15 protein-coding genes and 1 pseudogene are annotated in these 13,869 nt (G+C 53.2%); 5 read left to right on the top strand and 11 right to left on the bottom strand.

Translation table 11 applies throughout. The features are described 5' to 3' along the window. The first annotated feature begins 100 nt into the window (after positions 1-100). Positions 101-1,931: pseudogene (pdeR, locus tag BH712_RS01545) on the top strand (cyclic di-GMP phosphodiesterase). On the opposite strand, the gene BH712_RS01540 reads toward pdeR, so the two are convergent. Continuing rightward, the gene (locus BH712_RS01540; protein WP_006810833.1) at positions 1,928-2,797 is read right to left on the bottom strand and encodes a crotonase/enoyl-CoA hydratase family protein; all 870 of its coding nucleotides are present in this window, start codon (positions 2,795-2,797) and stop codon (positions 1,928-1,930) included. The pseudogene pdeR and the gene BH712_RS01540 sit on opposite strands and share 4 nt — an antisense overlap. Positions 2,798-2,988: 191 nt before the next feature. Between BH712_RS01540 and BH712_RS01535 the strand changes: the two genes are divergently transcribed. From BH712_RS01535 to osmB, 3 genes are all read left to right on the top strand, one after another. Next, complete coding sequence (locus tag BH712_RS01535) at positions 2,989-3,171, top strand: YciZ family protein (protein ID WP_032674108.1); 183 nt, start codon at positions 2,989-2,991, stop codon at positions 3,169-3,171. A 37-nt stretch (positions 3,172-3,208) separates the two neighbouring features. Then, positions 3,209-3,961 carry a DNA-binding transcriptional regulator YciT gene (yciT, locus tag BH712_RS01530; RefSeq protein ID WP_032673861.1) on the top strand — a complete coding sequence of 251 codons (753 nt, stop codon included), beginning with the start codon at positions 3,209-3,211 and terminating at the stop codon, positions 3,959-3,961. Between the two features lie 262 nt (positions 3,962-4,223). Further along, positions 4,224-4,442: an osmotically-inducible lipoprotein OsmB gene (osmB, locus tag BH712_RS01525; RefSeq protein ID WP_003856823.1), complete on the top strand. Its 219-nt coding sequence runs from the start codon at positions 4,224-4,226 to the stop codon at positions 4,440-4,442. 104 nt (positions 4,443-4,546) lie between these two features. Here osmB and yciH read toward each other — a convergent pair whose 3' ends face one another. From yciH to pgpB, 5 genes are all read right to left on the bottom strand, one after another. Further along, the gene (gene yciH, locus BH712_RS01520; protein ID WP_006810836.1) at positions 4,547-4,873 is read right to left on the bottom strand and encodes a stress response translation initiation inhibitor YciH; all 327 of its coding nucleotides are present in this window, start codon (positions 4,871-4,873) and stop codon (positions 4,547-4,549) included. Beyond that, the gene (pyrF, locus tag BH712_RS01515) at positions 4,873-5,610 is read right to left on the bottom strand and encodes an orotidine-5'-phosphate decarboxylase (protein ID WP_006810837.1); all 738 of its coding nucleotides are present in this window, start codon (positions 5,608-5,610) and stop codon (positions 4,873-4,875) included. Before pyrF ends, yciH begins: the two co-directional genes overlap by 1 nt. A 184-nt stretch (positions 5,611-5,794) precedes the next feature. Then, complete coding sequence (lapB, locus tag BH712_RS01510) at positions 5,795-6,964, bottom strand: lipopolysaccharide assembly protein LapB (protein WP_006810838.1); 1,170 nt, start codon at positions 6,962-6,964, stop codon at positions 5,795-5,797. Positions 6,965-6,970: 6 nt separating this feature from the next. Continuing rightward, on the bottom strand, positions 6,971-7,279 hold the full coding sequence (locus tag BH712_RS01505) for a LapA family protein (protein WP_006810839.1): 309 nt from the start codon (positions 7,277-7,279) through the stop codon (positions 6,971-6,973). A 148-nt stretch (positions 7,280-7,427) separates the two neighbouring features. Continuing rightward, complete coding sequence (gene pgpB, locus BH712_RS01500; RefSeq protein ID WP_032673862.1) at positions 7,428-8,195, bottom strand: phosphatidylglycerophosphatase B; 768 nt, start codon at positions 8,193-8,195, stop codon at positions 7,428-7,430. A gap of 197 nt (positions 8,196-8,392) precedes the next feature. On the opposite strand from pgpB, the gene ribA reads away from it, so the two are divergent. Continuing rightward, on the top strand, positions 8,393-8,983 hold the full coding sequence (gene ribA, locus BH712_RS01495; RefSeq protein WP_003856813.1) for a GTP cyclohydrolase II: 591 nt from the start codon (positions 8,393-8,395) through the stop codon (positions 8,981-8,983). Between the two features lie 37 nt (positions 8,984-9,020). Here the strand turns inward: ribA and acnA are convergent, their stop codons facing one another. The 5 genes from acnA to cysB all read right to left on the bottom strand — a co-directional run bounded on the left by acnA (position 9,021) and on the right by cysB (position 13,721). Further along, positions 9,021-11,696: an aconitate hydratase AcnA gene (acnA, locus tag BH712_RS01490; RefSeq protein WP_006810842.1), complete on the bottom strand. Its 2,676-nt coding sequence runs from the start codon at positions 11,694-11,696 to the stop codon at positions 9,021-9,023. A 164-nt stretch (positions 11,697-11,860) separates the two neighbouring features. Further along, positions 11,861-11,959, bottom strand: a complete 99-nt coding sequence (ymiC, locus tag BH712_RS25045; protein ID WP_032103392.1) for a small membrane protein YmiC — start codon at positions 11,957-11,959, stop codon at positions 11,861-11,863. Positions 11,960-12,096: 137 nt separating this feature from the next. After that, a complete protein-coding gene (locus BH712_RS24860; protein WP_162183706.1) occupies positions 12,097-12,261 on the bottom strand; it encodes a hypothetical protein in 165 nt (54 codons plus the stop codon). Between the two features lie 8 nt (positions 12,262-12,269). Next, positions 12,270-12,410 (bottom strand): YmiA family putative membrane protein, encoded by a 141-nt coding sequence (locus BH712_RS01475; protein ID WP_213083754.1) that lies wholly within the window; start codon positions 12,408-12,410, stop codon positions 12,270-12,272. Between the two features lie 336 nt (positions 12,411-12,746). Continuing rightward, complete coding sequence (gene cysB / locus BH712_RS01470) at positions 12,747-13,721, bottom strand: HTH-type transcriptional regulator CysB (RefSeq protein ID WP_006810844.1); 975 nt, start codon at positions 13,719-13,721, stop codon at positions 12,747-12,749. Positions 13,722-13,869: the final 148 nt, after the last annotated feature.

Here is a 13,869-nt window from a genome sequence, read left to right as displayed (position 1 = left end):
GCCGCCACATTTCGCCAGAATTATCTACAGTAAAAGAGAGCCGTCATTGTCGACTGCAACTGAATAATGTGTGCGCTACTCAGCAGACGCGGGAGAAAACGTGTTGGACGATCTGGAGCAGAATTTGCTGTTTCGTTACATGGGTACGCATAGCCCCTGGTGGCGACTGACAGCAGACAGCAATGCTCTGCATCTTGCTGCCAGTGAAAGTGCTGACATCATTCAGGTCGTTGCGCTGGATGATGAGCAGGCCGCGCTGATTCGCCAGCTAACCGTGATCACCTCCAGCATTGCCATGACTCTGCCACTGTACGGTGTGGAGGTTCCCGTCCATCTTGTTGGCCGTAAAATTAACAAAAATGAGTGGGCAGGAACGGCATCAGCCTGGAACGATACCCCTTCCGTGGCGCGCGACCTGGCGCAAGGGCTCTCCTTCGCCGAACAGGTGGTTTCCGAGGCTAACTCCGTGATTGTGATCCTCGACCAGAACGGGAATATTCAGCGCTTCAACCGTTTAAGTGAGGAATATACGGGCCTGAAGGAACAGGAAGTCATCGGACAAAACGTGTTCAAACTGTTTATGAGCCGTAGCGAAGCCGCCGCCTCCAAACGCAACATCACCGGTTTTTTTCGTAACGGCAGTTCGTACGAAGTCGAACGCTGGATCAAGACCCGCAAGGGGCAACGCCTGTTTCTCTTCAGAAATAAATTCGTTCACAGCGGCAGCGGGAAAAATGAAATTTTCCTCATCTGTTCGGGTACCGACATAACGGAAGAGCGCCGGGCCCAGGAGCGCCTGCGCGTTCTCGCCAATACGGATACGATAACCGGTTTGCCTAACCGAAATGCCATCCATGAGCTGATCTCCGATTCCATCACCGCACGAGGTGACACGCAGGTGGGCGTGGTGTATCTCGATCTGGATAACTTTAAAAAAGTGAACGATGCCTATGGGCACATGTTTGGCGACCAGTTACTCCAGGCCGTTGCGCTGGCGATCCTGAGCTGCCTGGACGAAGGACAAACCCTGGCGCGCCTGGGCGGGGATGAGTTTATCGTGTTGGCCACCGATACCTCGCAGGGCGCGCTGGAAGCCATGGCGTCACGCATTCTGACCCGACTGCGTCAGCCTTTCCGCATCGGGCTGATAGAGGTTTACACCGGCTGCTCGCTGGGCATTGCGCTTGCGCCCCAGCATGGTAACGATCGCGAAAGCGTCATTCGCAATGCCGACACCGCCATGTACACCGCCAAAGAAAATGGTCGGGGTAAATTCTGCGTTTTCTCGCCAGAGATGAATCAGCGGGTATTTGAATATCTCTGGCTGGATACCAACCTGCGTAAAGCGCTGGATAACGATCAGCTGCTGATCCACTACCAGCCGAAAATGACCTGGCGCGGCGAAGTCAGAAGTCTGGAGGCGCTGGTGCGCTGGCAGTCGCCAGAACGCGGCCTGATCCCGCCGATGGAATTTATCTCCTACGCCGAGGAGTCGGGGCTAATTGTGCCTCTTGGCCGCTGGGTTATGCTCGATGTGGTGCGTCAGGTGGCAAAATGAAGAGCTGGCCCTGTCAGTGATCCAGCAATTCAGCCGCCTGGGTGCGCAAATTCACCTGGATGACTTCGGTACGGGCTACTCTTCCCTGTCGCAACTGGCGCGATTCCCTATCGATGCCATTAAGCTCGACCAGTCTTTCGTGCGGGATATCCATAAACAGTCCATTTCACAGTCGCTGGTGCGCGCGATAGTCGCCGTGGCGCAGGCGCTGAATTTGCAGGTCATTGCTGAAGGCGTGGAGAGCGCAAAAGAAGACGCCTTTCTGACGAAGAATGGCGTCAACGAACGGCAGGGTTATCTGTTTGCTAAGCCCATGCCCGCTGCCGCATTTGAGCGATGGCTAAAGCGTTATCAGGCCAGGCATGTCCGTTAGCTGGCTTTGTGTAAGCCCGTCGCCTGATGGCGAGTTTGCAGCATAACCAGCCGCTCCATGTAGGCGATATCTTTCGGTTCAAGGCAGAAGGCGGCATCAACCCAATCCTCGGTAATGTCCATCAGTTCGCTCCTTGGAAGCGGCAAAACACGCGTACGGGCGCGCAACATGGCCCTGACGCCGTTCAGCTTCGGTTGCAGCGTATCGATAAATGTCCGCACCGACATATAGCTCTGTAACGGCTCGAATAAGACATCCACAAGGCCGTGCTGCTCATACCATTCCGCCGTATGCGACTCACCTTTATAGATCAGCTCCTCCGCCATTTTCATGCCAGCACGGCGCGCCACCAGTGAATAGCCCCCCATACCCGGGAAGAGATTGAACGCGATTTCAGGAAAGCCTAAACGGGCATCGCGCTGGGCCAGTATGAAATGGTGCGCCAGCGCAGCCTCAAACCCGCCCCCTAAGGCGCTTCCTTCCACCATGGCCAGCGTGACCGCACCGGTGTCAAACCCTCGCGAGGCGGCATGCACGCAGTCCACGCAGGCCCGGGCATAGGCGCGTAACGCTTCGCGTCGGTTATTTTTGATGCACTCAACGAAGAAGTGTAAATCACCACCCGTATTGTATATTTCGGGGACCAGCGATCCGGTCACCCAAAAATCCACGATAAATCCTGACTGCCGTACCAGCCAGGAGAGGTTCATGATCTCCTCGATCAGCGCGTGGTTGAAACAAGGCCGCGGGGCGGCACGTAACATCATCCACACCGTGCGCCGTTCGGCCTCATAATAAGCCGCCAGTTGAGTGAATCGTTCAGCATCAGTAAACAAGGTGCAGGTTGTCTGGTTGATAACTGTCATAGTCGAATTCCTCTTATAAAAAAGCGCGTTGCGCGCAGTTTTAGACTAATCCACCCCTACAATCCGCAGCATACGGGGGTTAAATTTATCACTCTCATTGATGAACTTTGGTTATTGCATTTTTCACCTTCTCTTTTGAATCAATTTTCTGCATCATTGATAATATTAACTTTTCGCTTCAGGGTGAGCTTATGTCTAACATTGATGCAGCAGCCGTGGCACAGCGTATTGATACTGTGCTGGATATTCTCGTCGCGGGCGATTATCACTCTGCTATCCGTAATCTTGAGATCCTCAAGTCTGAACTGCTGGCTGAGAACGGCGCTGATAACGCACCAGGATCCACTCAACCAAAAGCCCCGTGGGAAGTGTAACCACGTCGTTTCCGCCCTAGCCTTTTAAATGGATGCTATGAATTCCCGACAACAAATCATTTTGCAGATGGTGATCGATCAGGGACGCGTGAGCGTGGTCGATCTCGCTAAAGCCACCGGCGTTTCTGAAGTCACCATCCGCCAGGATCTGAATCTTCTGGAAAAACAGAGCTACCTGCGTCGTGCGCACGGTTATGCCGTCCCACTGGACAGTGAGGATGTTGAAACCCGCATGATGAACAATTATGCGCTCAAGCGGGAACTGGCGGAGTTTGCTGCATCCCTGGTGAATAACGGTGAGACCGTCTTTATTGAAAATGGCAGCAGTAACGCCCTTCTGGCACGCACGCTTGCCGAACAAAAAGACATTACCATCATCACCGTCAGTAGCTATATCGCCCACCTGTTGAAGGAAACTCGCTGCGAGGTGATTCTGCTGGGCGGCATTTACCAGAAAAAAAGCGAAAGCATGGTGGGACCTTTAACGCGTCAATATGTTCAGCAGGTCCACTTCAGCAAAGCGTTCATTGGTATTGACGGCTGGCAGCCTGAGACCGGCTTTACCGGGCGCGACATGATGCGTACCGACGTGGTTAACGCCGTGCTCGCCAAAGAGTGTGAAGCGATTGTGCTGACCGACAGCTCTAAGTTTGGCGCCGTGCACCCCTATACGATGGGTCCGGCTTCGCGCTTCAGCCGTGTGATTACGGATGAGCGGTTGCGAGATGAATATCGCCAGCAATTAGAACAAGACGGCCTGACGGTCGATATTGTGAAAAAAACGGCCTGATTATCCTGCTGCGCCCGAATAATGGGCGCACTTAAACCTTTCTCTGAGAGTATTCCGACCCTTCCTTTAAGAGTTTTTACCTGTTGAAACCGTTCTAAACACGTAAAATTAATATTAGCGATATAACAGGAAGTGACTATCACCTGCGTGATGATGAAACGCCTGCGCGACCAGCTTTCACGGGAAAAGAATTTAAGTATGGATATTGTCTATACTTAAAGTGCATTCCTTTCCGTGAATCGATAATTCAGGAGAAAGTATTATGACCTTTACCAGCAAAAAATTAGCCGCCGCTGTTCTGGCAATCACTGTAGCAATGTCCCTGAGCGCTTGCTCTAACTGGTCTAAACGTGACCGTAATACCGCGATTGGTGCCGGTGCTGGTGCGCTTGGTGGTGCAGTATTAACGGATGGTAGTACGCTGGGTACATTAGGTGGTGCTGCCGTAGGTGGTATTATCGGTCACCAGGTGGGCAAATAATCACCATAACGGCTCTCACCGGTAAAATAATATATTTTGTATTTTCAGGTCTGACTTACGCACGTAAAAAAAAGAGCCACGGCAATGTCCGTGGCTCATTTATTTTAGCCGCCCGCCAGTTTGACTTTCATTCCTTTGGCTTCCAGCAGCGTTTTAATTAAATCCCGTTTATCACCCTGAATCTCAATAATGCCATCTTTTACTGCCCCACCGCATCCGCACTTCTTTTTAAGCTCCGCGGCGAGTTTTGCCAGGTCTGCATCATCCAGATCAAGGCCGGTGACAAGGCAAACGCCTTTACCTTTTCTGCCGCTGGTCTGACGCTGAATACGCACGATGCCATCGCCTTTCGGACGTTCGGCTTTCTCTTTTGGCTCTTCTATGCGCCCGGTATCGGTTGAATAGACCAGACGACTGTTGGCGTCACGCATTATGCCCCCTTTTTCAGTGATGCATTAATCGCTTTCAGGGCCTCTGCCGGGTTAGCGGCTTGCGTCACCGGACGGCCGATCACCATATAGTCCACCCCCGCGCTTAACGCCTGTTCTGGCGTCATGATGCGTCGCTGATCCCCTGTTGCGCTGCCTGCCGGACGGATACCTGGCGTCACCAGTTTAAAATCGCGGCCTAACTCAGATTTGAAGCGAACCGCCTCCTGCGCTGAACAGACTACGCCATCAAGCCCACACTGTTGCGTGAGGCGCGCGAGACGCTCCGCGTGCCCGGCAGGTGACAATGTCACACCCAGGTCGCGCAGGTCAGATTCATCCATACTGGTCAGCACGGTGACGGCGATCAGAAGCGGAGCGTCAGTGCCGAACGGCACCAGCGCTTCACGCGCCGCCGTCATCATGCGTGCTCCGCCGGATGCATGAACGTTAACCATCCACACGCCCAGTTCAGCCGCCGCAGCCACGGCATGCGCAGTGGTATTCGGAATATCGTGGAATTTCAGGTCGAGGAAAACGTCGAAACCCCGCTGGTGCAGATCGCGGACGATTTGCGGACCGAACAGCGTAAACATCTCTTTGCCTACTTTCAGACGGCAATCGCGGGGATCAATACCCTCGACAAAGGCCAGTGCAGCGTCACGGTTATTGTAATCCAGAGCAACAACTACGGGAGAATCGGTAACTACGCGGGAAGTGGAGGATGTAACAGACGTCATGACCAGCCCTTTTCGTCTATGGGCGCGCAGCGGCGCGGAACAGATAAACGGCGTGCATTCTACCTGCCCTCGGGGTAAATGAACAGAATCGAATGCTTTTCCTGCTGAACCCCAGACCGCACGGTGCTGACGAAGTTACTGCAACCATTAGTATGTTGTAACTAAATTGCGGCGTTTTAAAAAATCACTGCCCGTCCAGGCCACGGATTGGCTTAATGGTGGACCAGGCACGGCATGAAGGACAATGCCAGTAGAGCGAGTACGCGGTGAAGCCGCATTTCTGGCAGCGATAGCGCGGTTTGCTCCGTACCTGTTCGCCCACCATGTCTCGCAGCACCATCAGGCTCTCTTTAGCGCGCCCTTCTTCCGCGTCATTGAGGTGGTAGTCCATCAATTTGTGGAAGACGCGCATCGTAGGATGACGCTGCAACTGACGGGTAATATAAACCTGTGCAGTATCACTCCCTTCGTGCTGTTCAACGACATCAGACAGCATCAGCTCGGCTGTGGCCCCGGTGTTTTCTTCAACACAGCGGCGCAGGAACGCCACCCACTCGTCCTGCTTATCAAGCTGCTGATAGCAGGTTTGCAGCATTTCCAGCGTTTCGCTGACCAGCTCTTTGTCCTGATCGATAACACGAAGCAGGCTCTCCACGGCTTTGGCGTAATCGCCGTTAGCCATAAAGACCCGGCCCATCATAATCGAGATGCGGGCGCTGTTGCGATCGGCCGCGGCGCCTTTCTTTAACAACGCCATGGCTTTATCCATGTCATCGCTACCCATCTGCTGAAGGGCCAGCTCGCAGTAGAAGTGGGCAATTTCGACGCGCTGTTTATCTTTGCCGAGTTTGACCAGCCGTTCGGCGGTATCAATCGCTTTTTGCCAGTCGCTGGTGGCCTGGTAGATTTGCAGAAGTTGCTGAAGCGCACCGATGCGGAAGTCAGTCTCATCCACGAGCTGGGAGAACATATCCTCGGCGCGATCGTAAAGCCCCGCGGCCATGTAATCCCGTCCCAGCTGCTGCACGGCCAGCAGCCGTTGCTCATAGGTCAACGACGCGCTTTCCATCAGGGTCTGGTGGATACGAATGGCACGGTCCACCTCGCCGCGCGAGCGGAACAGGTTACCCAGGGTAAGATGCGCCTCTACGGTGCCGGTATCCTCTTTAAGCATGTCGAGGAACAGATCCACCGCTTTATCCTGCTGATTGCTCAACAGGAAGTTCACCCCCGCAACATAATCACGGGAGAGTCGGTTCGCTTCATCCTGTTTTGTTTGTTGCGCGCTTCTGCGGCCCATATACCAGCCATAGGCTGCGGCGACAGGCAAAAGCAGAAACAACAACTCCAGCATATTCGATTATTCCTTGACTACCGGCACACCAGAGCTCGCCGGAATGTCAGTCGCAGGCGTAAGTTGATGTTCAAGTCGTTTAATTTTACGTTCAGCGCGAACAAGAGAAACACGAACCTTCAGCCAGAACAGGCCGCATACAAGCCAGCCAATGACAAAACCCGCCGCGAATAACACAGCCAGCAGGCTCGACACCCGGTACTCGCCCTGCGCCAGCAGATAGTTGAAACTTACCTGTTGATCGTTTTGCGCGCCCAATGTGACTGAAATGACAAAAATCGCCAACACCAGTAAGAAAATGAGTAAATATTTCACATGACTTCCCGTTATGTGGTTCGAGCGTATAAAGCGTGTTCAACTCACTGCAATCAGCCTTATAAGCTACCATTTTAGTGACGGACGCGAAACGGAAAAAGTAACGCGCCCTACATGGATTTATGGTCAAAGTGCGGAATATCAACCTTCAGATTCCGCCAGACTCCCTTTCGGCGATTTCTTCCTTCTCTTCCGGCGGCGGCGTCAGTGGTCCACAGAAACGTTGTGCAAGCCAGGACGCCAGCGTCACAAGTACCCACGAGATCAGCGTTGCCACCACCAAATCACGCGGCCAGTGCATTCCCAGCAGCATCCGGCTGCCCATTACGCCTGACGCCCAGACCAGCAAAATCGCAATCGTGAGGGTACGCCGACGCGGCCACAGCAGACCCACGCCAAGTAACGCCCAGCTGGCTGCAAACATGGTATGCCCGGAAGGAAACGCAAAGCCGGTCTCTTTTTGCCAGTGTTTGCGTAAAAAAGTCGGGATATCCTGTTGTTCCGCAAGCTGCTCCTTTACCAGCGCACCGCGATCTTTACGCTTTAAATTGTAGAACTCATCCACCGGAACATGGTGCGTTTTTTCCAGCCAGACGACGAAAGGACGGGGTTCTTGCACACGATCTTTCACCCACGACTTCACCCCCTGCCCGATAAGTATGGCTCCGCCAAGAATGGCAAAGAGTACCAGCGCCGCGCGAAGGCGAAAGCGCAGGCACCACAGGAACCAGGCACAGAGCAGCACGTGCGTAATAATCCCCCACGGCTGGGTGACCGTCTCGGTTATCCAGTATAAGGCTTTCAGCCACGTCTCGTTTTGTTCTGGCTGCCACATCCAGCCGGAGAACCAAACGACCAGGGGTATAACAAGCAATACGGCGGCGCCTGCGGCCGTTCGTCTGGCAATTGAAAGCATGTCCTCTCCTTTTTCACTAAGCACCACAATCATAACTGAATTTCATCATTCTGGTGGAGATGTCGGATCGTGCGTTTAACGTCCGTATAACGTGGTGGCGATTAGGTGAAGTTGCCGGGCTTGTGGCAAAATAGTCCAATACAGAAAGCAAAATGGGGCAAAGGCACGAAACGTGTCAGCCTGGTCTGGAGAATCACATGCAGCTTAAACGTGTGGCAGAAGCCAAACTGCCAACCCCATGGGGCGATTTCCTGATGGTGGGTTTTGAAGAACTGGCAACCGGGCAAGATCACGTCGCCCTGGTATTCGGCGACATTTCGGGACAAACGCCGGTGTTGTCCCGCGTTCATTCAGAGTGTCTGACCGGTGACGCGCTGTTCAGCCTGCGGTGCGACTGCGGTTTCCAGCTTGAAGCCGCCCTTTCTCATATCGCAGAGGAAGGACGTGGCGTTCTGCTGTATCACCGTCAGGAAGGACGTAATATCGGCCTGCTGAATAAAATCCGCGCCTATGCGTTGCAGGATCAGGGCTACGATACTGTCGAAGCGAACCATCAGCTCGGCTTTGCTGCCGACGAGCGCGATTTCACCCTGTGCGCAGATATGTTCAAGCTGCTGGGCGTGGACGAAGTGCGCCTGCTGACTAACAACCCGAAGAAAGTGGAGATCCTCACTGAAGCGGGCATCAATATCGTGGAACGCGTGCCGCTGATTGTTGGCCGTAACCCGAAAAACGCGCACTATCTTGATACTAAAGCCGCCAAAATGGGCCACCTGCTGAGCGAGTAAATGCAAAACGCCCGGCACATGTGCCGGGCGAGTTTTATCAGTCCAGCATCTTACGGATTACATAATGCAAAATGCCGTCGTTCTGGTAATAGGTCAGCTCCGTGGCCGTATCTATACGACACCGGCATTCCAGCACTTCTGTTGTACCGTCTGCACGCGTTAACTTCACTGGCACCGTTTTACCCGGTTGCAGATTTTGCAGACCGCTGATATCAATCTGCTCTTCTCCGGTCAGCCCCAGCGTTTTACGCGTCCCGCCCTGTGGAAATTCCAGCGGCAGGATCCCCATTCCGATCAGGTTTGAACGGTGGATACGTTCAAAGGATTCGGCAATGACCACGCGAACTCCAAGCAGGCGCGGGCCTTTCGCCGCCCAGTCACGGCTGGAGCCGGAACCGTATTCTTTCCCGGCAATAACCGCCAACGGCGTCCCTTCCTGCTGATACTTCACGGCAGCGTCATAAATCGAAATGACCTCCGTATCCGGCAGGTGACGCGTCATGCCCCCTTCCACGCCCGGCACCATTTCATTACGAATGCGGATGTTGGCAAATGTTCCGCGCATCATCACTTCGTGGTTACCGCGACGCGAACCGTAGGAGTTGAAATCGCGACGTTCCACGCCTCGACTTTGCAGATACCGACCAGCCGGGCTGTCCGCCTTGATACTCCCCGCCGGAGAGATATGGTCGGTTGTGACGGAATCCCCCAGCATCGCCAGGATCCGCGCGCCGTGAATATCTTTCAGCGGTGCAGGCTCCGCCAGCATCTCATCGAAGAATGGAGACAGGCGAATATAGGTGGAGTCATTCTGCCAGTCATAGGTATCGGAACCCACCACGTCGATCGCTTTCCATTCCTCCGTACCTTCAAATACTTCGGCATATTCTTTGCGGAACATCTCCGTGGAGACTTTCTCGACTGCGCGCGCAATTTCACGCGATGATGGCCAGATATCTTTCAGATAAACCGGTTCATTCTTGCAATCGTGACCAATCGGATCGGTCGCCAGATTAATGTTCATGTTTCCGGCCAGAGCATAGGCCACAACCAGCGGCGGCGAGGCCAGCCAGTTGGTTTTCACCAGCGGATGAATACGCCCTTCAAAGTTTCGGTTACCGGAAAGCACCGCGCCAACGGTCAAATCACCTTGCTTGATCGCCACTTCAATAGGTTCAGGCAATGGACCAGAGTTCCCGATGCAGGTCGTACAGCCGTAACCCACCAGGTTAAAGCCCAGCTCGTCGAGGTAAGGCGTGAGTCTGGCCTGCGCCAGATAATCGGAAACCACTTTTGAACCAGGCGCCAGGGAGGCTTTCACCCACGGCTGTGGCTTAAGTCCCAACTCTACCGCTTTTTTCGCCAGCAGCCCGGCTGCCATTAACACGCTCGGGTTGGACGTGTTGGTACAGGAGGTAATAGCGGCGATCACTACGGCGCCGTCAGGGAGTTGATACTGATGCCCGTTCAGAACGTAGTCCACCGGACGGTGATCTTTTTGCGCGGCATTGACCTCCAGCTCATTGCTGGCGGCAAACGCTTTCGGAACGTTGCTCAGGGCGACGCGGTCCTGGGGACGCTTAGGCCCTGCGAGGCTTGCCTCAACGGTGCCCATATCCAGTTCCAGCGTACTGGTAAATACCGGCTCATCACCCGGGTTACGCCACATGCCCTGCGCTTTGGTGTAAGCCTCAACGAGTGCCACCTGCTCCTCGCTGCGACCGCTGAGGCGCATATACTCAAGCGTTACGCTATCAATCGGGAAAAAGCCGCAGGTCGCGCCGTATTCCGGCGCCATATTAGCGATGGTGGCGCGGTCCGCCAGCGGCAGTGAATCCAGGCCATCGCCATAAAATTCAACGAATTTACCTACCACGCCATGCTTGCGCAGCATCTGGGTGACCGTCAGGACCAGATCCGTGGCGGTAATGCCTTCGGGCAGCTTACCGGTCAGCTTAAAGCCCACCACATCCGGAATGAGCATTGATACCGGCTGGCCGAGCATGGCCGCTTCCGCTTCGATACCGCCAACGCCCCAGCCGAGTACGCCAAGGCCGTTAATCATGGTGGTGTGTGAGTCGGTGCCCACCAGCGTATCCGGGTAAGCCACCCACTCTTTATCCTGCAATTCACTCCAGACGGCTTTGCCAAGATATTCCAGGTTGACCTGGTGGCAAATTCCGGTTCCCGGGGGAACAACACTGAAGCGGCTGAACGCCTGCTGACCCCATTTCAGGAATACGTAGCGTTCGTGGTTGCGTTCCATCTCCAGACGGACGTTTTCGCCGAAAGCGTCGTCATCACCGAAGTGGTCGACGGTGACGGAGTGGTCGATGACGAGGTCTACCGGGGACAGGGGATTAACCTTAGCGGTATCGCCCCCAAGACGCTTAACGGCTTCACGCATGGCGGCCAAATCCACAACCGCTGGTACGCCGGTGAAATCCTGCATCAACACCCTGGCCGGGCGATAGGCAATTTCTCTGTCTGCATGAGCATTTTTCAGCCACCCTGCCAGAGCCTGGATATCCTCCTCGGTAACCGAGTCGCCATCCTGCCAGCGCAAGAGGTTTTCCAGTAAGACTTTCAACGACTTGGGTAACCGCGAAATGTCCCCAAGCGTTCTGGCCGCCAGCGGTAAGCTGTAGTAGCGCCAGGTTTTATTTTCCGCCTGTAATGTATCCTTACTGGCTTCGCGTAGGGTTAACGACATAAGCTCCTCCTTAAAACAGGGATGTCCTGACAATCATCAGGGCTGTAATTAAAGATAACACAAAGATGTCGTAACGTTTTGATAACAACCCAAATTGATAAATTTAGGAATGGTCCAACGCGGGGGATAAAACAAAAAACCCCGCCGTGGCGAGGTTTTACGATTTAGTGTAAGGCCAGCCAGAGAAGCTGACACCAGAAGAGGATCGACGCCGAGAATACGCCGAGCCATGACCAGTATTTTACGGTTGTCATGTTATTCATCATAGGGACACCAGACTTTAATTATTTAAGGTTGCGAGGTCTGCCCTCGTTCTATATTGCTGATGTGTATTTATTAAAGAGTACAAAAGTGCACAGTCTTTATTCAGACTATTTGCATCGTTACGCAAAAACCGAAATTATTGTTTTTTGGGTTCGTCTTCCGCGAACACATCAATAAAGGCCTGCTGCTGAGGCGTCAGTTTCCAGGAGGCTGGCACGCTGGTTGCTGGCGCTTTACGGGCTTTGTGAGCATTGTCACGAAGCTGACACATCTCTTTTCTCGCTTCTGTACGCACCGTCATGACCATAATCAACCCCAGTAATTCCAGACAAGAAGAGCAACCACCACCCAGAACAGGGCAGAGCCAAGAAATACCGCCAGCCAGGCTTTACGCTTAAGCGCGGGATCCCTTTGCGGTTCTTCACTTCCTGACGGCATTGCTAACCTCATACAATCGACATCGCTTATCATTTAGAGACCAAACAATTGGCACAAGTAATCATCCGATGAGATAAATCCTAAAGAAACTTTAGCCGAAAAGCCAGTGAATTTACGTATCTGGGCCTGGGAAAATTCAATCTTTTGACCAGAAATAAATAATTGAAAAGAATAATTTGCACACCTGTAAATTAGTTTCTACTTTTGTCGCAAATTTGCGACAGTAAAACCATAGTCATTAAATGGGTTATGACGATATATGACAGTGGGCGTAGATGATGATAATTCTAATTCAGGTTTGAAGGGGAATGACGGTATCTTTCCACAGAAGAAAGATACCGGGTGTGATTATTTGGCGGGAAGTTTGATGTCTTTAAACATCTCTTCTATGTCTTCATTAGAGCGTAACGCCACAGCGGTATCCACCACGTCCCGCGTTAAATGGGGCGCGAAGCGTTGAATAAAATCATACATATAGCTGCGCAGGAACGTGCTGCGGCGAAAACCTATCTTGGTGGTGCTGTGGCTGAAAATATCATGCGCATCCAGACGCACCAGATCCGGGTCTGATACTGGATCCACCGCCATACTGGCAATAACCCCCACGCCCAGGCCCAGACGCACGTACGTTTTTATGACGTCCGCGTCTGTCGCCGTAAAGACAATCCGTGGTGTTAATCCGGCGCGGTTAAACGCGGTGTCCAGCTCGGAACGGCCCGTAAAGCCAAAGGTATAGGTCACCAGCGGATATTGCGCCAGCTCTTCAATTGTCACTTCTCCCTTCCCTGCCAGCGGGTGGTCAGGAGTCACGACAATGGAGCGGTTCCAGTGGTAGCACGGCAGCATGACCAGATCATCGTACAGATGAAGGGCTTCGGTCGCGATAGCAAAGTCTGCATTACCTTTTGACACGGCCTCTGCGATTTGCGTCGGCGAACCCTGGTGCATATGCAGGGAAACGCGGGGATAGCGTTCGATGAAACCTTTGATGACCCCGGGAAGCGCATAACGCGCCTGGGTGTGCGTGGTGGCAATATACAGAGAGCCTTTATCCGGCCAGGTATGTTCCCCGGCGACGGATTTAATGGCGTCGACTTTGGAGAGCACTTCCCGTGCGATGCGAATAATTTCCTGTCCTGCTGGCGTGACCTGAGTCAGGTGCTTACCACTGCGGGCAAATATCTGAATACCTAACTCATCCTCCAGCATACGCACCTGCTTACTGATGCCGGGCTGTGAGGTATAAAGACCTTCTGCGGTGGAAGAGACATTGAGGTTATGATTGACGACCTCAACGATATAGCGAAGCTGCTGTAATTTCATGCCAGACCATCCGATTTAGCGCATGCGTCAATCGCTTAAGACGATTTGATAATAAGAAACGGGTTAACTATAACCACTATATCATTTATAGCCAGGCTGTATAGTACGGAACAAAAAATAATAATAACGTAATAAAAAAGGGCCGGAA

Origin of the sequence: Enterobacter hormaechei ATCC 49162, assembly GCF_001875655.1 — a bacterium.
GTDB lineage: Bacteria > Pseudomonadota > Gammaproteobacteria > Enterobacterales > Enterobacteriaceae > Enterobacter > Enterobacter hormaechei.
The sequence above is the reverse complement of the archived record's forward strand: the minus strand, read 5'-3'. Positions and strand labels throughout refer to the sequence as shown.